19 protein-coding genes are annotated in these 20256 nt (G+C 61.4%); 8 read left to right on the top strand and 11 right to left on the bottom strand.

Going from position 1 to position 20256, the window contains the following annotated elements:
- The first annotated feature begins 22 nt into the window (after positions 1 to 22).
- From ASG19_RS10970 to ASG19_RS10960, 3 genes are all read left to right on the top strand, one after another.
- Complete coding sequence (locus ASG19_RS10970) at positions 23 to 481, top strand: DUF3828 domain-containing protein (protein WP_062456431.1); 459 nt, start codon at positions 23 to 25, stop codon at positions 479 to 481.
- Between the two features lie 142 nt (positions 482 to 623).
- A complete protein-coding gene (locus ASG19_RS10965; protein WP_062456430.1) occupies positions 624 to 821 on the top strand; it encodes a hypothetical protein in 198 nt (65 codons plus the stop codon).
- Positions 822 to 1459: 638 nt separating this feature from the next.
- Positions 1460 to 1846: a hypothetical protein gene (locus ASG19_RS10960; RefSeq protein ID WP_062456429.1), complete on the top strand. Its 387-nt coding sequence runs from the start codon at positions 1460 to 1462 to the stop codon at positions 1844 to 1846.
- Positions 1847 to 1906: 60 nt separating this feature from the next.
- Here the strand turns inward: ASG19_RS10960 and mazG are convergent, their stop codons facing one another.
- Together mazG and ASG19_RS10950 are read right to left on the bottom strand one after the other, a co-directional pair.
- Positions 1907 to 2737, bottom strand: a complete 831-nt coding sequence (gene mazG, locus ASG19_RS10955; protein WP_062457998.1) for a nucleoside triphosphate pyrophosphohydrolase — start codon at positions 2735 to 2737, stop codon at positions 1907 to 1909.
- 17 nt (positions 2738 to 2754) lie between these two features.
- Complete coding sequence (locus tag ASG19_RS10950) at positions 2755 to 3336, bottom strand: nucleoside deaminase (protein WP_062456427.1); 582 nt, start codon at positions 3334 to 3336, stop codon at positions 2755 to 2757.
- A gap of 224 nt (positions 3337 to 3560) precedes the next feature.
- Here ASG19_RS10950 and cysG point away from each other — a divergent pair, with 224 nt between their 5' ends.
- From cysG to ASG19_RS10925, 5 genes are all read left to right on the top strand, one after another.
- Positions 3561 to 5003, top strand: a complete 1443-nt coding sequence (cysG, locus tag ASG19_RS10945) for a siroheme synthase CysG (protein ID WP_062457995.1) — start codon at positions 3561 to 3563, stop codon at positions 5001 to 5003.
- On the top strand, positions 5003 to 5317 hold the full coding sequence (locus tag ASG19_RS10940; protein WP_062456424.1) for a DUF2849 domain-containing protein: 315 nt from the start codon (positions 5003 to 5005) through the stop codon (positions 5315 to 5317). The genes cysG and ASG19_RS10940 overlap by 1 nt, the downstream gene beginning before the upstream one ends.
- Positions 5318 to 5338: 21 nt before the next feature.
- Positions 5339 to 7012 carry a nitrite/sulfite reductase gene (locus ASG19_RS10935; protein ID WP_062456418.1) on the top strand — a complete coding sequence of 558 codons (1674 nt, stop codon included), beginning with the start codon at positions 5339 to 5341 and terminating at the stop codon, positions 7010 to 7012.
- Entirely contained in the window at positions 7012 to 7521 is a 510-nt protein-coding gene (locus ASG19_RS10930) for a DUF934 domain-containing protein (protein ID WP_062456415.1), read from the top strand. The genes ASG19_RS10935 and ASG19_RS10930 overlap by 1 nt, the downstream gene beginning before the upstream one ends.
- A 128-nt stretch (positions 7522 to 7649) precedes the next feature.
- Complete coding sequence (locus tag ASG19_RS10925; protein WP_062456411.1) at positions 7650 to 8465, top strand: ferredoxin--NADP reductase; 816 nt, start codon at positions 7650 to 7652, stop codon at positions 8463 to 8465.
- 93 nt (positions 8466 to 8558) lie between these two features.
- On the opposite strand, the gene ASG19_RS10920 is transcribed toward ASG19_RS10925, so the two are convergent.
- From ASG19_RS10920 to dusB, 9 genes are all read right to left on the bottom strand, one after another.
- On the bottom strand, positions 8559 to 9830 hold the full coding sequence (locus ASG19_RS10920; RefSeq protein WP_062456408.1) for an MFS transporter: 1272 nt from the start codon (positions 9828 to 9830) through the stop codon (positions 8559 to 8561).
- A 273-nt stretch (positions 9831 to 10103) separates the two neighbouring features.
- Positions 10104 to 11534: a GTPase HflX gene (gene hflX / locus ASG19_RS10915; RefSeq protein WP_156466479.1), complete on the bottom strand. Its 1431-nt coding sequence runs from the start codon at positions 11532 to 11534 to the stop codon at positions 10104 to 10106.
- Between the two features lie 2 nt (positions 11535 to 11536).
- Positions 11537 to 11779 (bottom strand): RNA chaperone Hfq, encoded by a 243-nt coding sequence (hfq, locus tag ASG19_RS10910; protein ID WP_007757453.1) that lies wholly within the window; start codon positions 11777 to 11779, stop codon positions 11537 to 11539.
- Positions 11780 to 11885: 106 nt separating this feature from the next.
- A complete protein-coding gene (locus ASG19_RS10905) occupies positions 11886 to 12749 on the bottom strand; it encodes a D-amino-acid transaminase (RefSeq protein WP_062456402.1) in 864 nt (287 codons plus the stop codon).
- A 6-nt stretch (positions 12750 to 12755) separates the two neighbouring features.
- A complete protein-coding gene (locus tag ASG19_RS10900) occupies positions 12756 to 14120 on the bottom strand; it encodes a sigma-54 dependent transcriptional regulator (RefSeq protein ID WP_062456399.1) in 1365 nt (454 codons plus the stop codon).
- Complete coding sequence (locus ASG19_RS10895) at positions 14110 to 16386, bottom strand: PAS domain-containing sensor histidine kinase (RefSeq protein ID WP_062457992.1); 2277 nt, start codon at positions 16384 to 16386, stop codon at positions 14110 to 14112. Before ASG19_RS10895 ends, ASG19_RS10900 begins: the two co-directional genes overlap by 11 nt.
- 217 nt (positions 16387 to 16603) lie before the next feature.
- Positions 16604 to 18055, bottom strand: a complete 1452-nt coding sequence (gene ntrC, locus ASG19_RS10890) for a nitrogen regulation protein NR(I) (RefSeq protein ID WP_062456396.1) — start codon at positions 18053 to 18055, stop codon at positions 16604 to 16606.
- Positions 18055 to 19200: a nitrogen regulation protein NR(II) gene (locus ASG19_RS10885; RefSeq protein WP_062456393.1), complete on the bottom strand. Its 1146-nt coding sequence runs from the start codon at positions 19198 to 19200 to the stop codon at positions 18055 to 18057. The genes ntrC and ASG19_RS10885 overlap by 1 nt, the downstream gene beginning before the upstream one ends.
- On the bottom strand, positions 19197 to 20219 hold the full coding sequence (dusB, locus tag ASG19_RS10880; RefSeq protein WP_200933897.1) for a tRNA dihydrouridine synthase DusB: 1023 nt from the start codon (positions 20217 to 20219) through the stop codon (positions 19197 to 19199). The genes ASG19_RS10885 and dusB overlap by 4 nt, the downstream gene beginning before the upstream one ends.
- Between the last annotated feature and the right edge of the window lie 37 nt (positions 20220 to 20256).

Genomic DNA, 20256 nt, shown 5'->3' with positions numbered 1-20256 from the left:
TGCCTCCGAAACAATTGCACCCTTGTGGTCCTCAGGACTCTACACGCTCCTCCTCTTCTCAACCCTCCCCACCTTCGCGGCGGAGACCTACAAAACCCCGGAAGCGATGATCAAGGCGCTCTATGCCTATGATCTCGACAAGACGCCGGCGGATGCGCCCTCGCCTTACCAGCCGTTCTTCTCGCGCGGGCTGGCCAAGCTGTTTGTCGCCGATCGCGCCCGGACGTCCGATGACGAGATCGGCACGATCGATTTCGATCCGGTAATCTCAGGGCAGGATGGCGAGGCGACGAATGTGCGGCTCGGGCCGCTCAAGGGAAGCGGCGACCGCGTCGAACTCGATGTGTTCTTCCGCAATTTTGGGCCGGTCACGCTGCATTACACGCTAGTGCGCGAAAACGGCGGCTGGAAGGTGGATGACATCGAAAACCGCAATGGCGATGTCAAATGGGGCCTGCGCGATCTGCTCGGCGGCCACTAGATCCGTCCGGGATCGCGGCGCCACCCTTGGCCGCCAACCAAAGCGCCCGCACATCCCCATACACCATCACCACCCGCATTCACCCTCCATCAACCCCTTCCATGCGATACCTTCTTCACAGCGAAGATGGAGCACAGCCACGATGATTGGCTTCAAGAACACCCACAATCAGCCCGTTTACGTCAATCAGGCTCAGGTCCTTTACGTCACCACCTATGAGGAAGACGTCTCGGTGATTGCGCTGGCGGTCACGGGTGCCGGTGGCAAACCGGTGACGATCCATGTTCGCGGCAGCGTCGATCTCGTACAGTCGAAACTGGCCGGCACCGCGCCGCGCTGAGCGGCAGCTTTACGCGCCGAGGGCGCAACGCCCGCATTTCCGGTCCTTAGATGCGACTCGATAACAGCGCTTTTGTTTGCGCTGCGGCGGCTTTTGACGCACCGACCCACTAAATTTCAATAACTTAACGCATGTTACATCCTCACGGATTTTTTCCGTGCCTATAATGCTGCGTTCCGTCGCGGATACACCGGGAGGCGTCCCGGCGAGGCGGAACCGGCGCGGGTCATGGGGAAAGGACGCAAAACCCCATGCTCCGGGTCCGCGGAAAATGGTCTCCCTCCGGCGACACGGGGGAAACAGGCGGGTCACGGAGCGACCGCCGGTTTCCGATGCCCGAAAGAGCGCGCCGGATGTGCCTGTGCGGCACACAAGGTGGCCCGCCGGGTGGTTTCGCCGGATTCCTGATCCGTCGGAAGCACCGGGAAGCTGGCGGCGAACAACCGCCCGGCCGGGTCATTGCAGAGAGACCGGAGTCGCGGGCAAAAACCGCCGAACGGGGTGCCGAAAGGTGTCACCACTACTTTCTATATCGAGGCAGCTTCCGGCGCCCCGTCCGAATTTTCCATCCCTCGATCGCCAAGGCACACGTCTGCCCTGCGCAGGCGGATCATCCGAAACCGGACAGGAGAAGCACCATGTCTGTCGAAATCACGGAAATCGAGACCCATCTGGCATGCTGCACGGCAGAGATCCTGGCCTTTCCGCAGGCCTGCCTCCGGCGCGAATGCCGTCGCGCCAACCGATGCTTGCATGTCGATGTAGACACCGGCGCCCCTGCCTGTCTGATCAATTTCGGCCCCGAGTACCCCGAAAGCTTTACCCTGATCTACCTCATCGCGCTTGCCGCCCGCGCCGATCTCGGCCGGCAGGGCATGATGTTCGCATCGCCCTCCGCCATCGAGCGTGAATTGCAGGATGCCTGTGTCGAGGTCGCCCGAAACGCGCTACAGGAAGAGGATGCCAAGCGATGGATGGCGGCCTACCGGGCCCGCGAAAACCTGCCCCCGCCATCCCGGCCGTAATGCAGACCGCGGATAGAACAAGCCCCGCCGGGCCGAGACAGGCGGCGCGAAGCGAGCGGGTTACAGCGCCCGCTCAATCGCCTTCGCCTCCTGCCAAAGCCCCTCCATCCGCTCCAGCGTCGCGGCCTCCAGCATTTCGCCTGATTTCTGAAGTTCCGTCTCGATATGGCTGAAACGTCTGCGGAATTTCGCATTCGTCCCGCGCAGCGCCGTCTCCGGATCGGCGTCCACATGGCGGCCGATGTTGACGAGGGCGAAGATGAGATCGCCGAGTTCGTCGGAGACTTTTTCGGGCTGTCCGGCCGCCAGGGCCTCGCGCAGTTCGGCCACTTCCTCCTCGATCTTGTCGAGGATCGGGCCGGGTTCCGACCAGTCGAACCCGACGCGGGCGGCCTGCTGTTGCAGCTTCACGGCCTCGCTCAGGGCCGGCTGGGCCCGGTGCACGCCGCCGAGAAAGCCGGATTTGGAAGGCTCCGTCGTGCCGCGCAGCGCCCGCCGCTCGGCCCGCTCGCGCTTCTCCTCGGCCTTGATCGCATCCCACTGCAGCTTCACGGCACCCGGCGTATCCGCATCGGAGCGCGCAAACACATGCGGATGCCGGCGGATCATTTTGGTGGTGACGGCCTCGACCACATCGCCGAAGGCGAACGCACCGGCCTCCTCCGCCATCTGCGCATGAAACACGACCTGCAAAAGCAGGTCGCCCAGTTCCTCGCGCAGATCGTCCATGTCATGCCGCTCGACCGCATCGGCCACCTCGTAGGCCTCCTCGATCGTATAGGGAATGATCGTCTCGAAACTCTGTTCGAGATCCCACGGGCAACCGGTCACCGGCGTGCGCAGCGCCGCCATGATCTCGATCAGGCGGGAAATATCCTTCGAAGCATGCATGCCGAAATCCTTGGCCTTCAATTGAGCGGTATCGTGTTGTCAGCCTTGCCGGCCTGATAGCTCTGGGACAGCAGCTGGTAGCGCTGCCGGATCCGCTCCGCCCGCGCCTTCAGGTCCTGCCGGATGGCGTCGTCCTCTTCGGCCTCGACAAGGTCGCTGATGAAGTAGGAGTTCCAGAAGGCGTTGGCGCGCCGGTAGCCGCCGGGCTCCAGCCCGAACACCTCCTTCAGGATCTTCAGGTCGTGCGGAATGGCAAACGCATCGCGGCTGTCCTCGTGGCTGAAGAACGAGTAGAAATTGTCGAACCCTGCCCAGGTAATCGCCGACATGCACATCGTGCACGGTTCGTGAGTCGAGAGGAAAATCAGATCCTTGGCGGAAAGTCCGGAATCAATCTCGTAGAAGCGCTTCAGCGTGTGCACCTCGCCATGCCAGAGCGGATTTTCCAGCTCGTTATTGGTTTCGGCAATTACCAGCGACAGATCCGACTTGCGCAGGATCGCCGCCCCGAACACCTTGTTGCCGGTGGCAACGCCCGTTTGCGTCAGCGGCAGGATATCGTGCTCGATGACATCGAGAAGGCGGGAAGCAATGGTCATGGTGCACTCATCTCCAGGTCTGCCGCAGAGCGAAATTGTACGGGTGTAGGGTTATGGTCGTGCAGGGCTGCACACAATGAACGGAAGGTTGGCGGTGGCTTTTGCTCAAGAAGCGAGCGTACGGGAAACAGAAATACCGGGCGCCCCGGCCTTTTGCACATCCATTTCTTCAATTATGCCACCGCATTGTGGATATTCAGGTTCATATGATGCAGGATAATCGCATGTCTCAGAGCCTTCAACGCCTGTCGGTCTTCCCGGCGTTTTTTCGCGTGCGCGGAAAAAACGTTGCCGTGTTCGGCAACGGCGACGAGGCCTATGCCAAGGCGCGGCTGATCGCCAATACGGACGCGCTGATCATCGCCTATGCGGATGATCCGCAGGCCGATTATGCCGCATGGCTAGCCCAGCACGGAATGGAACCGATCCGCGAAACCTTTGCCGCCGCTCAGGTCGTAGGCGCCACGCTCGTGTTTGCCGCCACCGGCGATCAGGCGCTCGACCAGACCATTGTCATTGCTGCCCGCTCTCATGGGATTCCGTCCAACGCCGTGGACCAGCCGGATCATTGCGATTTCTTCACGCCGGCGCTAGTCAACCGCGCCCCGCTCGCCATCGCCATCGGCACCGAGGGTGCAGGTCCTGTTCTCGCCCAGATGATCCGTGCCCGCATCGATCAGATGCTGTCGCCATCGCTCGGCAGACTGGCCTCGCTTGCGACCGATTACCGCGATGCCGTCGAACGCGCAGTCCCGCGCGGCGTCTCCCGTCGCATCTTCTGGCGCCGGTTCTTCTCCGGCGATGTTGCCGATGCCGTCGACGCCAACGATCATACCGCGGCCCGCCGTGCCGCAGACGCTCTTCTCTCCCTCACCGGCAAGGCCGAAGGCAAGATCTGGCTGGTGGGTGCCGGTCCTGGCGCCGAGGATCTCCTGACACTGCGGGCCCAGCGCGTGCTGATGGAAGCGGACGCGATCGTCTACGATGCGCTGGTTCCTCAGGCGATCGTCGATATGGGCCGCCGCGATGCGGAACGCCTTTCGGTCGGAAAGCGCAAGAACTGCCATTCCAAGAGCCAGGACGAGATCAATCGCCTGCTGGTCGATCTCGGTCGCCAGGGCAAGCGCGTCGTGCGCCTGAAAAGCGGCGATCCGCTGGTCTATGGCCGCGCCGGCGAAGAGATGGCAGCCTTGCGCGAAGCCGGCATCGCCTACGAGATCATCCCCGGCATCACCTCGGCCTTTGCCGCGGCGGCCGATTTCGAACTGCCGCTGACGCTCCGCGGTGTCGCCTCGTCGCTGATCTTCACCACCGGCCATGACCTTGCCGGCAAAGCTCTGCCGGATTGGGCAAGCCTTGCGATCTCCGGCGCCACCATCGCCGTCTATATGGGCCGCACGGTTGCAGCATCGGTCGCCGAACGGCTGATGCAGGCGGGCGTCTCTCCGCTCACCACCATCGCGGTGATCGAGAATGCCAGCCGCACCGACCGCAAGCTGTTCCACGGGGTCCTCCAGGAACTCCCGGCGCTCGAGGCCCGCGACGACCTCGATGGCCCGGTCATGGTGATTATCGGCGAAGCCGTCGCAGGTGCGAATTTTGAGAAGTCCGAACCGCTTTCCGCCTTTGCAAGGACGGTTGAGCGGGCAAGCATTGGAGTGGAATAATGGCCGACAAGGTTCTGACTGCCAACCGCCTGTCCGATGGCATCGCCGTCTGGCTCGATGCCGCCGGTCGCTGGACGGAAAACCTGCAGGAAGCGCTCGTCGCACGCCATGCGGAAGCCGTCTCCTCGCTGGAGGCAATCGGCAAGCGTGACTTCGCCGAAAACAAGGTCGTCGACGTCAATGTCATCGATGTCGAAGAAACCGAAGGCAAGTTGTGGCCCACGCGCCTTCGCGAACGCATTCGTGCACAGGGCCCCACAATGGATTATGCAGTCGGCTACAGCCACGCCGATCCGGCATTCATCGCAGTCTGATACCGAGAGTTCAGGAACACCATGTATCGTTACGACGAATTCGACCACGCATTTGTTGAAAGCCGCGTGGAGCAGTTCCGCGATCAGGTGGAGCGCCGCCTGTCCGGCGCGCTTGCCGAGGATGCGTTCAAGCCGCTGCGCCTGATGAACGGCGTCTATCTCCAGCTGCATGCCTACATGCTGCGCGTCGCGATCCCCTATGGCACGCTGAATGCAAAGCAGATGCGGATGCTTGCCCATATCGCCCGCAAGTATGATCGCGGTTACGGCCATTTCACCACCAGGCAGAACATCCAGTACAACTGGCCGAAACTGTCGGATACGCCGGATATCCTCGCCGAACTCGCAACCGTCGAAATGCACGCGCTGCAGACATCGGGCAATTGCATTCGCAACGTCACCGCGGATCATTTCGCAGGCGCTGCAGCCGACGAAGTCGCCGATCCGCGACCTTACGCGGAAATCCTGCGCCAGTGGTCGTCGGTCCATCCCGAATTCTCGTTCCTGCCCCGCAAGTTCAAGATCGCCGTGACCGGCGCTGAGCGCGACCGTGCCGCGATCCAGGTGCATGATATCGGCCTGCACCTGAAGAAGAACGACAAGGGCGAGATCGGCTTTGCCGTCTATGTCGGCGGCGGACAGGGCCGCACGCCGCTGATCGCCAAGAAGATCCGCGACTTCCTGCCGGAAGAGGATCTCCTCTCCTACACGACCGCGATCATGCGCGTGTACAATCTAAACGGTCGCCGCGACAACAAGTACAAGGCCCGCATCAAGATCCTCGTGCACGAAACCGGCGTCGAGGAACTGACCCGTCAGGTGGAAGAAGAATTCCAGCACCTGCAGGGCACCGAGCTGAAACTGCCGGAACAGGATATCGAGGCGATCACCGCCTATTTCGCACCGCCCGCGTTGGCGAACCGCGCCGAGGGCTGGAAGGAACTCGCCAGCTGGAAGCGGCAGGACGAGAACTTTGCCCGCTGGGTGGATCAGAACGTTCAGCCGCACAAGCATCCGGACTACGGCATGGTCACCATCTCGCTGAAGCCCATCGGCGGCATTCCGGGCGATGCGTCCGACGTGCAGATGGATGCGATGGCCGATCTGGCCGAAGAATTCGGCCATGACGAAATCCGCATCAGCCACGAGCAGAACGTCATCCTGCCGCATGTGGCGCTGGCCGATCTCGAGCCGCTTTATCGCGCCCTCGCCGCACACAATCTGGCAACGGCAAATTCCAACCTGATCACGGACATGATCGTCTGTCCCGGCTTGGATTACTGTGCGCTGGCGAACGCCCGTTCGATCCCGGTCGCGCAGGAAATCTCCACGCGCTTCGGCTCCCCGGAGCGGCAGGCGGAAATCGGTGAGCTGAAGATCAAGATCTCCGGCTGCATCAACGCCTGCGGCCACCACCATGTGGGCCATATCGGCCTTCTGGGCGTCGAGAAGAAGGGCACCGAGCTCTACCAGATCACGCTTGGCGGTTCGGCCGACGAGAACACCTCGATCGGCGAAATCATCGGTCGCGGCTTCGAGCCGTCGAAGGTGACGGACGCGATCGAAACCATCGTCAACACCTATCTCGGGCTTCGGCATGGCCAGGAAGAAACTTTCCTCGCCGCCTATCGCCGGGTTGGACCGCAGCCCTTCAAGGATGCGCTCTACGGTGACGCGAAGGCGGAGGCGGCGTGATGGCGAAGATCTGGAGAGAAACCGGCTTCGTCGCCAACGACCAATGGGTGATCGAGACGGAAGAGGTAAAGGCCGAGGGCGAGCAGAAGCCGCTTCTAGCCCTTGCCGAATTCATCGAGAAGGCGGAAGCCAGCAACGATGTCGGTCTCGGTGTGCTGATCAAGCCCGCCGACGACGTCCGGAAGCTTGAGCCCTATCTCTACCGCATCGAACTGGTGGCGGTGGAATTTCCGGCCTTCAGCGATGGCCGCGCCTTCAGCCATGCCTCGCTGCTGCGCGATCGTCTGGCCTACAAGAACGAGTTGCGCGCCGTGGGCGATGTGCTGATCGATCAGGTCCCGCTGATGCTGCGGTGTGGCATCGACAGCTTCGCGGTCACCAACGCAACGGCGCTGCAGCGTCTGGAGGAAGGCCGCCTGCCCGGCATTGACGTCCACTACCAGCCAACGGCCCGTCCTGCGGAGCCAGGCGAAGGCTATAGCTGGCGCCGCCGCTCTGTGCCGGCTTGAAAAGCTGACCTCAGAAGACATATTTTCTAAGCGATCGGCCAGAAAGCGCGGCCGATTGCTTCATAAGCGCGGCTCGATAGTGTATTTCGCTGCTGCGAAACCAATCTGACCGAGTAACGGACGAGACTATGAACGCACCTGCCAAGACCGAAGAGTTTGCCGTGAAGATCCCGGATGGAGTCTACGCCGAAACCGTGCTTTCGGTGGAGCATTTCACGGATCATCTGTTCCGCTTCCGCATGACACGTCCGGCAGGCTTCCGCTTCCGGTCAGGCGAGTTTGCCATGATCGGCCTGATGGTCGGCGACAAGCCGATCTACCGCGCCTATTCGATTGCCAGCCCCTCCTGGGACGAAGAGATCGAAATCTTCTCGATCAAGGTTCCGGATGGCCCGCTGACATCGCATCTACAGGCGATCAAGCCGGGCGATACGGTTCTGATGCGCAAGAAGCCGACAGGAACGCTGGTGCTCGACGCGCTGACGCCCGGCAAGCGTCTCTACATGTTCTCGACCGGCACGGGCATCGCGCCGTTCGCAAGCCTGATCCGCGATCCGGAAACCTACGAGAAGTTCGACGAGGTGATCCTCACCCATACCTGCCGCGAAGTGGCGGAGCTGAAATACGGGTTCGACCTGATGGAAGAGATCCGCAATCACGAGTTTCTCTCCGAAGTCGTCGGCACCAAGCTGAAACACTATCCGACCGTCACCCGCGACGCGGCATTCCCCTATCAGGGCCGCATCACGGACCTGATCGACAATGGCAAGCTGTTCACCGATCTTGGCGTGCCGCCGCTCGATCCCGTTGTCGACCGAGGCATGATCTGCGGCTCGGCTGCGATGCTGAAAGACACCAAGGAACGTCTGGAGAATGCAGGCCTGACCGAAGGTGCCAACAACAAGCCGAGCGAGTTCGTCATCGAACGCGCATTTGTTGGGTAAGCTTCTGAGATATCGGTTTAAAAGACCGATCTAATGATCTGATTATAAATGCCGCGATCCCCGAATACATCCGGGGATCGCGGCATCTCTGTTTCAGCCGATCGACTTTTGCGAAGGCGCGATTTCCTTGTGGTAGATCGCGAAGACGGCCACGGCGATCAGCGCGACGCCGCCCCCGACGAGATGAGAGACCGCATAGCCTCCCTGGCTGACCACATAGCCGGCAACGACGTTGCTGAGCGATGCGCCAAGGCCCTGGACCGTCATCAAGCTCGCAAAGCCGACATTGAAACGGCCTGTACCCTTCAGGATGCGTTCCACCGCAACCGGTGTGACGATGCCAAGCAGCCCGGCACCGACGCCGTCGAGGATCTGGACGGGCCATACCACCCAGAAACCGTCAAAGCTGCCGGCGATCAACCCGCGGATCGGCAGCGCTGCAAGCCCGATCGCAAGCGTCGCGGCAAGGCCAAGCCTTCGGATCAGCAACGGCGTCACGACCGCGACAGCCACCATCGAAAGCTGGGCGATGCCTGTGATGATCGCCGTGGTCCGGAATGGTGTTCCGAGTTCGATGGCGAACTGCTGGGCGATCAACCGGCTCATCGGCGCGTTGCCGAAATGGAAGATCATCAGGATCAGTGCGAGCAGAATAAGTCCCCGGCTTTTCAGAAGCACACTGAAACCGGATGGCGCCTCCGCCGCGCTAGCGTCTGCTCCGCTGCCGTCGTCCGCCGCAAGGCCGCGGGCGACCTTGTGATCGATGCGATCAGGATCGATCATTGCGACTGCCGCAAGAGCACCGAACGCCGTCGCGATCATCAGCCAGATCATGCCACCCTGGCCGAACAGCGAGATGATGACGTAGACGGCAAACAGCGAGGCGAAATTGCCTGTGTGGTTCCAGAACTCGTTGCGAGCGATCTGTTGCGAAAACAGCTTCTCGCCGACGAGACCCAGCGTCAGGCCGGCCAGTGCCGGACCGATCACGGCGCCGACGACGGCGGTCCCGATCTGACCGATCCAGACAATTGCCGGATTGGGGGAAAGAAGCGTCACCAGCGCTGCAGCGGTGACCACCACGACCGGAATGGCAACGAGCGCCCGTTTCCACGACGTTCCATCGACCAGCGCCCCACAAAGCGGCGTTGCGGCAAGCCCGATCAAACCACCGACCGTGGCGATCAGGCCGAGTGACATCGATGACCAGCCTTGCGTCGCAAGGAAAGCATCAAGAAACGGCCCGAGCCCATCACGCGCATCGGCTAGAAAGAAATTGAGGAGGCAGAGCGCCGCCAGAGATCGGTCGGAGAAGATGCGCGGTGGATTGCCACCCGCAGATTTGTGAAGAACGGATGATGTCATCAGGAGCGAACCTTAGCTGGAGAGCGCAGCCTAAATGCATCCGCCAAGCTTTGGTTGCTTCCGCCGCCCGTGAATTACCCGTAAACCCTATTTAATACTCAAATATTGTCAGTGTGTTAGCTTCGCGCCACGAAGATGAATACGTATCACAATGGAGCGTTACTGGACTGGCGTTTTCCGACATAGGTTCACAAAGCGAAATACGATCCGTATGGAGGGAAATACGCTCCCGCGAACCTTCGCAGCAGCTACAGGGAATAAAGAAGGAGCGTCTTACCGCTCCCACTCTTCCTTGTCCGACTTTGCGCCGTTCCCGAGCCTGCGCTCCAGTTCAGAAGCCTGCCGATCCGTGAGTTTGACGACCAGCGTCACCGAGCCGTCCTCATTGTCCTCACGCTCGCTCACCACGGCATTGCCGTAGACCCAGGAGACGAGTGCCAGCTTATCGGCCGGGATCACGATCTCGGCCTCGGTCAGCACGCCGGACAGCCGGTTCGAGACTTCATCGAGCAGTGCCTCGACGCCTTCGCCCGTGATCGCCGAGACGGCCATGATGTTGGCGCGACCCTGCGCACGCTCAAACAGCGCGTCGTGGCTTTCCGGGTCGAGCCGGTCGATCTTGTTCCAGACCTCGATGATGCGCTTTTCGCTCTCCTTTTCGTCGATTCCGAGATCGGCAAGGATGCGCAGCACGTCGGCCGACTGGGCGGCGTTGTCAGGATCGGACATGTCGCGCACATGCAGCACGAGATCGGCTTCCAGCACCTCTTCCAGCGTCGCGCGGAAGGCGGCCACAAGGTGGGTCGGAAGATCGGAGATGAAACCCACCGTATCGGACATGATGACGGTGCGGCCATGCGGCAGCTTCATCCGGCGCAGCGTCGGGTCGAGCGTCGCAAACAGCATGTCCTCGGCCAGAACGCCAGCGCCGGTAATGCGGTTAAACAGCGTCGACTTGCCGGCATTGGTATAGCCGACCAGCGCCACGATCGGATGCGGCACCTTGCGGCGTTTGGCGCGGTGCAGCTGGCGGGTCCGGACGACCTGTTCAAGCTCCCGCTCGAGCTTGATGATCTTGTCCTGCAACTGCCGTCTGTCGGCCTCGATCTGGGTTTCACCGGGACCGCCCATGAAGCCCGCACCACCGCGCTGGCGTTCAAGGTGGGTCCAGGACCGAACGAGGCGGCCCTTCTGGTAATTCAGGTGAGCGAGATCGACCTGCAGCGTGCCTTCCTTGGTGGACGCACGGCGGCCGAAGATTTCCAGAATGAGGCCGGTGCGGTCAATGACCTTGGCGCCCCATTCCTTCTCGAGATTGCGTTGCTGGACAGGCGTCAGCGGATGATCGACGATGACAAGCCCGGCATCCTTCTCGTCGAGAAGCGCCTTGATCTCTTCGATCTTGCCGGTGCCCATCAGCGTTGCCGGACGCGGCTGACCGACGGTCACGATCATGCCTTCGGCGATCTCGAGATCGATCGCGCGCGCAAGGCCGGTCGCTTCTTCAAGTCGGGCTTCGTTGGAGCGCTGCGGTGCGGCAGGTCTTGAGGGCACGGGCGTGGCTGTCGCATCGCCCTGCCCGCTGCGTGTCCGGCTCTGTTTCAGTACCGGCACGATGACGACAGCGCGCATGTCGTCCCGGTGCTTTTCAGCTTCCGGGACTATTGATTCGTTCGAGGTATCACGATTGGAGATTCTATCGATCCTTAAGCAGCGTTTTCTTCGGTCTCGAACATCTGCATCGGCTGGCCCGGCATGATGGTGGAGATAGCGTGCTTATACACGAGCTGCGAGTGTCCGTCACGGCGTAGAAGCACACAGAAATTGTCGAACGAGGTCACGACGCCCGTGAGCTTCACCCCGTTGATCAAAAATATCGTCAGGGAAATCTTCTGTTTGCGGACTGTGTTGAGAAACAAATCCTGCAGGTTCTGAGAACGTTCCGCCATAGCGTCGCTTCTTTCTTTCTTGCCGGTCATTGCCGGAAGCTGATCAAAATTTCTAGAGTTGAGCGGGAAACGCCCTCGTGTTTCCCTTCCCCTGACAGTGTGGTTATCAAATCGCCGTCTTCTCCGCAATCGCGAAAAAAGCGTCCCTTATATCGCTTGAGACGGTGCCTGGATGGCCGTTGGCGACGGGCTTACCATCGACCTCGACGACCGGTACACAAATTCCGGTTGCAGACGTCATGAAGGCCTCGCGGGCGGACAGCATTTCGTCCACGGAGAACTCCCGCTCGACAAAAACCAGGCCGAGCTTTGCCGCAACGTCGATTGCTGTGGTGCGGGTAATGCCCTTCAGGATCCCGTGCTCGGCCGGCCGCGTGACGAGCTCGCCATCCGGCGTGACGATCCAGGCATTGGCGGACGCACCTTCCAGCACCATGCCGTCGCGCGTCACGAAGATCGCGTCATGGGCGCCCGCATCGCGGGCCTGCTGCTTGGCAAGAACGTTGGGCAACAGACCCACAGTCTTGATGTCGACCCGGTCCCAGCGGTTTTCGAGAAGGGTGATCACCTTGATGCCGGTCGCGTACTTCTTGGCAAGCAGCGACGGATCGGTGCTCTTGGCGGTGATCGTGATGGTCGGAGCCGTGCCCTCCGGCGGGAAGAAATGGTCCCGCTTTGCCGCCCCGCGGGTCACCTGCATGTAGAAGATGCCGTTGCGAACCCGGTTGCGGCGCAGCACCTCACGAATGACGAGGGTGAGTGCCGCGCGGCTCATCGGCTGATCTATGCGCAGCTCGCTCAGCGACCGGTCGAGCCGGTTCAGATGCCGCGTCAGGTCAACGATCAGCCCGTCCCGGACCTCGCAGACTTCATAGACACCATCGGCGAACTGGAAACCGCGATCCTCGATATGAACCGCAGCCTCGGAGTGCCTGACATACTGACCGTTGACGTAAGCGATACGCATGATGATCCCCTACACGCCCAGCGACTTCAGCTTGCGATGCAGCGCCGAGCGCTCCATGCCGACGAATTCCGCGGTGCGCGAAATGTTGCCGCCGAAGCGGTTGATCTGCGCGACGAGATAGTCGCGCTCAAACATTTCGCGCGCCTCGCGCAGCGGCAGTGTCATGATGTGGACATCGCCCTTCGATGAGACTTTCGGCAGCATGTCGCCAAGATCGGGCGGCAGCATATCCGCTGATATCGCTGTGTCCGGACCGTCGGTGCGGGCAAGGATCATCAGCCGTTCGATATTGTTGCGCAGCTGACGGATATTGCCCGGCCAGTCATGCGCCTGCAGCACCGCCATGGCATCGTCACCGATCTTGCGAGCGCGGATGCCCGCCTGCTCGGAAATCTGGCGCATGAACATGTCGACGAGAAACGGAATATCCTCCCGCCGTTCGGCAAGCGCCGGCACCTTGACCGGCACGACCGCGAGGCGGTGGTAAAGATCCTCGCGAAACGCCCCTTCGGCAATCAGGCTCTCGAGATTGAGAGCGGTCGACGAGATGATGCGCACATCCACCTTGACCCGCTTGGAGCCGCCGACGCGCTCGAACTGCTGATCAACAAGCACGCGCAGGATCTTGTTCTGCGTCTCGCGCGGCATTTCACCGATCTCGTCGAGATAGAGAATGCCGCGATGCGCCTCTTCCAACGCACCGATCTTGCGCGGCTGGCCGGGGCCGCCCTCGGTCCCGAACAGCGCGATCTCCATGCGGTCAGGCGTGATCGTTGCGGCATTCAGTGCAACGAACGGTCCTGTCACCCGCGAGGACTTCTTGTGGATCATCCGTGCCACCAGCTCCTTGCCGGAACCGGAAGGGCCAAGGATCATGATGCGGCTGTTGGTGGGCGATACCTTCTCGATCGTCTGGCGAAGTTGCGACACGGCAACCGACGTGCCGACGAGCTCGGCGGCGTCACCCGTGCGGCGCTTCAGCTCGGTCACTTCGCGCTTCAGCTTGGAGTTTTCGAGCGCCCGCTCGGCAATCAGGATCAGCCGATCGGCCTTGAACGGCTTTTCGATAAAGTCGAAGGCACCGCGCTTGATGGCCGATACCGCCGTCTCGACATTGCCGTGACCGGAAATCATGACGACAGGGAGGTCCGGGTGACGGGACTTAATCTCCTCGAGGAGCGCGAGCCCATCGAGACGTGATCCCTGCATCCAGATATCGAGAAAAACGAGCCGTGGCACACGGTCGGATATCGTCGCAAGCGCGCTGTCCGCATCGTGGGCCGTTCGCGTTTCATGGCCTTCGTCGGACAGGATCCCCGAAACGATGTCACGAATGTCGGCCTCGTCATCGACGACAAGAATATCAGATGCCATATGCCAGTTCCTTATCGTTATTATCTGTGTTGGGCTTTGCCACCCGCTCGACATGCGGCAGCAGCACCCGGATCATGGCGCCCTTGCCATGATCGAAATCGTTGGGGGCATCGTGCAGCTCCAGCTGTCCGCCATGCTCCTCGATGATCTTCTTGACGATCGCGAGGCCAAGGCCCGTGCCCTTCTCGCGCATCGTCATGTAAGGCTCCAGAATGCGGTGCCGGTTTTCGGTCGGCAGTCCGTTGCCGTTGTCGATGATATCGACGACGAACGTGTCCCGGCCTTTTTCGAGAGCAGCACGAACCATGATCTTGCGGCCGTCGCGCTCTTGATCGCTCGGCACCGCCTCGATCGCCTCGACAGCATTCTTGACGAGATTTCCGAAAGCCTGGCCCAGCATGCGGGCATCGAAAAGACCTTTCAGCGGTTGATCTCCGAGCTCGCGAATGAAGTCCACATGTGTCTCACCCATTTCGCGCAGGAAGATGGCATCGCGCAGGATATCGCGTAAGTCCGCATCTTCCTTGGCCGGCTTCGGCATGCGGGCAAACGATGAGAATTCATCGACCATGCGGCCGATATCGCCCACCTGGCGCACGATCGTATCGGTGCACTGGTCGAACACGGCCCGGTCGCTGGGGTCGATCTGCTTGCCGTAGCGGCGCTTCAGGCGCTCGGCGGAAAGCTGGATCGGGGTGAGCGGGTTCTTGATCTCATGCGCGATACGCCGCGCCACATCCGCCCAGGCGGTGGAACGCTGCGCGATCACGAGGTCGGTAATGTCATCAAGGGTGATCACATAGGCGTCCTGCGGCGAACGCTGCTCTTCACGGGTGACCTGCACGGACAGCGTCCGCTCGGTACCGTTGCGCATCAGATTGACCTGCTTGCGGAAATCGCCGCGCGAACGGGCGGTCGCCTCGGTCAGAACGTGGTCGATCTCAGGCGCCACGTCATCCAGCGTCTTGCCCATCAGCTCTTCGGCAGGCGCACCGAGGAAGTCTTCGGCCGTCGGATTGACGATGGTGATGCGGCGGTCGGCCTCGACGCCGATGACGGCAGCGGTGACGCCCGACAGCACCGCCTCGATAAACCGGCGGCGATCGTCGACCTCGTCCTTGGCCTCGAGGATTTCATCGCGCTGGCTGCGGATCTCGGAAATCATCTTGTTGAAGGTCCGCGACAAGCTGCCGACGTCGCCGTCGACAGTGCGAACCGGGACAACGACGTTAAGATTGCCGGTGGCGACGCTGTCTGCCGCACTGATCAGAAGCCGGATCGGACGCACGATACGGTCGGCGACAGCAATCGCGGCCCAGATGGCGGCGAGAAGCACGATCAGCGCAAAGCCGAGATAGAGCACGGCGAAGGCGACCTGCAGCGACATGCGGCCGGCTTCCATCGCCTTGTATTCGGCCGTGTTCTCCTCCATCAGCCGCATCGCGTTCATGACGCGCGGATCGACGGCCCGGATCGTGTAGAGAAAGGCGCCCGGGATCGTATCGATCTTGATGACGGCACCGACGAGGTTGGTGATGCCCGGTGGGATCAGCGTCGGCTGGCCGGATGCAGCACTTTTGAGCGCGTCCTGGGGAATGGCCGGAAGCGGCTTCTCCGTCTTGATATCAGCCTGTGCGACCGCCTGGCCATCCTCCTGCACCAGGAAGGCGCCGAGCAGACCACGGCCCCGCGCCTGACGGGTCAGAAGATCGATGAAACCGGTCCGGTCGAGATAATACATCGCGCGGTTCCGCTCGAGATCGTTCGACATCGAGACGGTCTGGCCCTGAAGGTAACTTGCGTTCTCCATCATATAGGCTCGTGCAACGTCCTGCGACGACTGCACGATCGACTGCGTGCGAAGCGAAAACCAGCGATCGAGACCGACGCTCAGCGTCAGGCTGGCGAAAATCGCAACCAGCACGGCGGGCGTGATCGCCACGAACGAGAACAGCACGACGATGCGCACATGCAGACGGGCCGCCGCACGCCCACGACGTCTGGCCTTTACCAGTCGTCCGACCTCTCTGCCGATCAGGTAGACAAGGCCGAGAATGAACAGCGAGTTGATCGCGGCGGACGCGATCACGACATTGGTCGTCGGCGCGACCGGCGTCACGCCCAGCAGCACGAACAGCGTCAGTGTGGCGCAGATCAGTGCACCACCGGCAAGAAGCAGGCCAGGCAGCGCGAACGATGCACGCCGATCGTGGACCACAGCTGCCGGCTCCGTTTCGGCCGACTGCGTTGCAGCGCCATCCGTCATCGTCAAAACCCCGGCTTCGTGGCGTGGGCGGTGCGGATATCTCATCCGGACGCAGACGCCAGTCATTCATTTGCAACGAAAACTCGCGCCGCTCGGGCCAAGCCTGGAGGCTCAGTCCGAAGCGTAAATCTGCGTGATGTTTAAGCAACGCTTTGTGGCGAAAATGCAACGATGAAGCAGAAGTGTCAAGCGATTGTGGCGAACGGAAATGACAGGCCTACGCGCCGCGCGAGCTGCGATAGACCGAAACGCCCAGTTCCCGGATCTTCTTGCGCAGCGTATTGCGGTTGAGGCCGAGAAGATCTGCTGCCTTGATCTGGTTGCCACGGGTGGCAGTCAGCGCGGCAAGGATCAGCGGATACTCCATTTCCGTCAAAACCCGGTCGTAAAGACCTGGCGGCGGTAGGTTTTCGCCGAAACCGGCAAAGTATGACCGCATGTTCTCTTCGACCGCCTGGGCAATGGTGAGAGACCCTGAACGGGCCGTCATCTTGTCGATCGGGCTATCTGGCACGTCGGAGCGCAGCTCCGTCTCGATGATCTCGCGGGTGATCACATCCTGTGGATAAAGCGCCATCAGGCGGCGCACGAGGTTTTCCAGCTCGCGGACGTTGCCCGGCCAGGCATAGGCCTTCATCGCATCCAGCGCTTCAGTTTCGAAACGCTTGCCGTCGAGACCCTCCTTCTCCGCCATCTGCATGAAATGACGGACGAGGTCGGGAATATCTTCGGCGCGATCCCTGAGCGGTGGAAGGCGCAATGGAACGACGTTGAGGCGATAATAAAGGTCTTCGCGGAACAGACCCTGGTTGATGAGTTGCTTCAGGTCCTTGTTGGTCGCGGCAACGATGCGCACGTCGGTGCGGATCGGCGTGCGACCACCAACGGTCGTATATTCGCCCTGCTGCAGAACGCGAAGAAGCCGCGTCTGGGCATCCATCGGCATGTCGCCGATTTCGTCGAGAAACAGCGTGCCGCCCTCAGCCTGTTCGAACCGGCCGGTCGAGCGGTTCTGGGCGCCGGTGAAGGCTCCCTTTTCGTGGCCGAACAGTTCCGACTCGATCAGATCGCGCGGAATTGCCGCCATGTTGATGGCGACGAACGGACCGTTGCGGCGCTTGCCGTAGTCGTGCAGCGCGCGGGCGACCAGCTCCTTGCCGGTGCCCGACTCGCCGGTAATCATCAACGTCAGGTCGGTCTGCATCAGACGCGCCAGAACCCGGTAGATTTCCTGCATCGCCGTCGAACGACCGACCAGCGGCATGCCGTCCTGCGTATCGTCGTCGAGGCGAGCCGGCTTGCGCTTCGGCTCGGCCAGCGCCCGGCCGATGATGGCGATCAGCTCGGTGAGGTCGAACGGCTTCGGCAGATAGTCGTAAGCGCCCTTCTCCGAGGCCTTGATGGCGGTCATGAACGTGTTCTGGGCGCTCATGACCAGTACCGGAAGATCCGGCCTCGCCTTCTTGATGCGCGGCAGGAGGTCGAACGCATTCTCGTCCGGCATGATCACGTCGGTGACGACAAGATCGCCCTCGCCGGCGGAAATCCAGCGCCACAGCGTTGCGGCATTCGATGTGATGCGGACGTCATAACCGGCGCGGGTCAGCGCCTGGTTGAGAACCGTGCGGATGGCTGCGTCGTCGTCTGCGACAAGGATCGTGGCAGTCATTAATCGCTTCCTGTGAAGTTCAAGGCGCGGCCATCGCCGCCTTCTTCCTTGTGCATGGGCATAAGAACGCGGAATATCGTCCGGCGCGGCTGGCTGTCGCATTCGATGATGCCGCCATGGGCACCGATGATTTTGGCAACCAGCGCCAGACCAAGGCCGGAACCGTTCGTCTTGGTGGTGATGAAGGGGTCAAACAGGTGCGGCAGGATATCGGCAGGCACGCCCGGACCGTTGTCGATGACGCAAAATTCCAGTGGTAGCGAGATCTTCTCCCGCGTGCCGGCAACCGAAAGGCGGATGCCCGGACGGTAGGCAGTCGTCAGCATGATCTCCGCATCCGGCTGATCACCCACCGCTTCGGCGGCATTCTTGATGAGGTTCAAAAATACCTGCACCAGCTGATCGCGGTTGGCATAGACCGGCGGCAGCGAGGGATCGTACATTTCCGCGATTTTGATGTCGCGCGCGAACCCGGCCTTGGCGATAGCCTTCACATGATCGAGCACGGAATGGATGTTGAGCGGCATCCGGTCGATCGGACGCTCGTCGGAAAACACTTCCATGCGGTCAACCAGCGAGACGATCCGGTCGGTCTCGTCGCAGATCAGCCGGGTCAGCGAGCGGTCTTCGTCCGGCACGACCGACTCGAGCAGCTGGGCTGCTCCGCGGATGCCGGAGAGCGGGTTCTTGATCTCGTGCGCCAGCATTGACGCAAGGCCGGTGACGGAGCGCGCTGCGGCCCGGTGTGTCAGCTGGCGGTCGATCTTGTCGGCCATCGAGCGTTCCTGGAACACCACCACCACCGAACCCGGTTCGCTGACGACAGGCGCGACATAGAGGTCGACCAGCTTTTCCTGGCCGAGGCGCGGCGACGACAGGTCGACCCGGTACTCGTTGACAGGCGCCCTGCGCTCGCGAACCTGATCGATCAGCGCAAGAAGCGGGCTTCCGAACGGAATGAAACTTGAGATCGTGTTCTTGGCCAGATGCGAGGCGCTGGAGCCGAAGAAAGACTCGGCTTCCCAGTTGGCAAATGCGACCCTGCCATCGGCATCGACAAGAATGACCGGGTTCTGAACGGAATTGAGAACCGCCATGGCCAGCGCTTGTCCCTGCGCGGCATCGGGTGCGGGAGACTTGGTCATGCTGCCTTCCTTGCCGACTCATCGAACGCACCGTCGAGCAGTGCCGACGACATTCTTTTCGAAACGTCGGTCGCGTCCTTCGAGATCATGATTGCGCCCTTCTGATCTGCCGGCAGGTTCGGCGCGAACCGGTCGAGATACCAGCCGAGATGTTTCCTTGCGTGCCGAAGCCCGGCCTCGCGGCCATAAAGCTCCAGCATCGCTTCGTAATGTTCAACGACGATGACAGCCATCTCCTGGCGGCCAGGTGCAGAAGCGCCGGCAAGCCATCCGATATGCCATGGACGACCTTGAGCACCGCGTCCGACCATGACCGCATCGGCGCCTGAACGCCGGATGATCTCGGCCGCATCTTCCGGCGTCTCGACATCGCCGTTGGCGATGAGCGGGATCTTGATCTCATCGCGAACGGCACGAATGGCATCCCAGTCCGCCCTGCCCTCGTAGAACTGCATGCGGGTGCGGCCATGGATGGTGATCATCCGGGCGCCCGCCTGTTCGGCACGGCGCGAAATTTCCGGTGCGTTGATGGTATTCTCGTCCCAGCCGAGCCGCATCTTGACGGTGACAGGCACGTTGACCGCCTTGACGGTCGCCTCGATCATCGACAGCGCGTGATCGGGATCACGCATCAGCGCAGAACCCGAATAGCCCCCTGTGACCTTTTTGGCCGGACAGCCCATGTTGATATCGATGATATCGGCACCATTGGCTTCGGCGATCTTTGCCGCCTCCGCCATCCAGTGCGCTTCGCGACCGGCGAGCTGCACCATATGCGGCGTAATCCCTGTCCCCTGCAGCCGCGACCAGGATTCCTCCCGGTTCATCACCAGCTCGCGGCTCGCAACCATCTCGGTCACGACCAAACCTGCTCCGTGGCGCCAGGCAAGGGTGCGGAACGGCAGATCGGTCACGCCGGACATCGGCGCCAGGACGACCCGATTACGGATGGCGACTGGCCCGATATGAAAAGATGAGGATAGATCAGGGAGCGACAAATGATGATCTTTCGGGCAGATAATTCTTCTGCACTATTTTTATTCAGGAGTCATGCGT

Source organism: Rhizobium sp. Leaf306 (assembly GCF_001423425.1).
Taxonomy (GTDB): domain Bacteria; phylum Pseudomonadota; class Alphaproteobacteria; order Rhizobiales; family Rhizobiaceae; genus Neorhizobium; species Neorhizobium soli.
This window is presented reverse-complemented; position numbering and strand designations above follow the sequence as displayed.

Bases quoted from the DNA above. Each gene is read 5' to 3' on its own strand.
- ASG19_RS10965 (WP_062456430.1), top strand. From the start codon at position 624: ATGATTGGCTTCAAGAACACCCACAATCAGCCCGTTTACGTCAATCAG.
- ASG19_RS10960 (WP_062456429.1), top strand. From the start codon at position 1,460: ATGTCTGTCGAAATCACGGAAATCGAGACCCATCTGGCATGCTGCACG.
- mazG (WP_062457998.1), bottom strand. From the start codon at position 2,737: ATGCATGCTTCGAAGGATATTTCCCGCCTGATCGAGATCATGGCGGCG.
- ASG19_RS10950 (WP_062456427.1), bottom strand. From the start codon at position 3,336: ATGACCATTGCTTCCCGCCTTCTCGATGTCATCGAGCACGATATCCTG.
- cysG (WP_062457995.1), top strand. From the start codon at position 3,561: ATGTCTCAGAGCCTTCAACGCCTGTCGGTCTTCCCGGCGTTTTTTCGC.
- ASG19_RS10940 (WP_062456424.1), top strand. From the start codon at position 5,003: ATGGCCGACAAGGTTCTGACTGCCAACCGCCTGTCCGATGGCATCGCC.
- ASG19_RS10935 (WP_062456418.1), top strand. From the start codon at position 5,339: ATGTATCGTTACGACGAATTCGACCACGCATTTGTTGAAAGCCGCGTG.
- ASG19_RS10930 (WP_062456415.1), top strand. From the start codon at position 7,012: ATGGCGAAGATCTGGAGAGAAACCGGCTTCGTCGCCAACGACCAATGG.
- ASG19_RS10925 (WP_062456411.1), top strand. From the start codon at position 7,650: ATGAACGCACCTGCCAAGACCGAAGAGTTTGCCGTGAAGATCCCGGAT.
- ASG19_RS10920 (WP_062456408.1), bottom strand. From the start codon at position 9,830: ATGACATCATCCGTTCTTCACAAATCTGCGGGTGGCAATCCACCGCGC.
- hfq (WP_007757453.1), bottom strand. From the start codon at position 11,779: ATGGCGGAACGTTCTCAGAACCTGCAGGATTTGTTTCTCAACACAGTC.
- ASG19_RS10900 (WP_062456399.1), bottom strand. From the start codon at position 14,120: ATGGCATCTGATATTCTTGTCGTCGATGACGAGGCCGACATTCGTGAC.
- ASG19_RS10895 (WP_062457992.1), bottom strand. From the start codon at position 16,386: ATGACGGATGGCGCTGCAACGCAGTCGGCCGAAACGGAGCCGGCAGCT.
- ntrC (WP_062456396.1), bottom strand. From the start codon at position 18,055: ATGACTGCCACGATCCTTGTCGCAGACGACGACGCAGCCATCCGCACG.
- ASG19_RS10885 (WP_062456393.1), bottom strand. From the start codon at position 19,200: ATGACCAAGTCTCCCGCACCCGATGCCGCGCAGGGACAAGCGCTGGCC.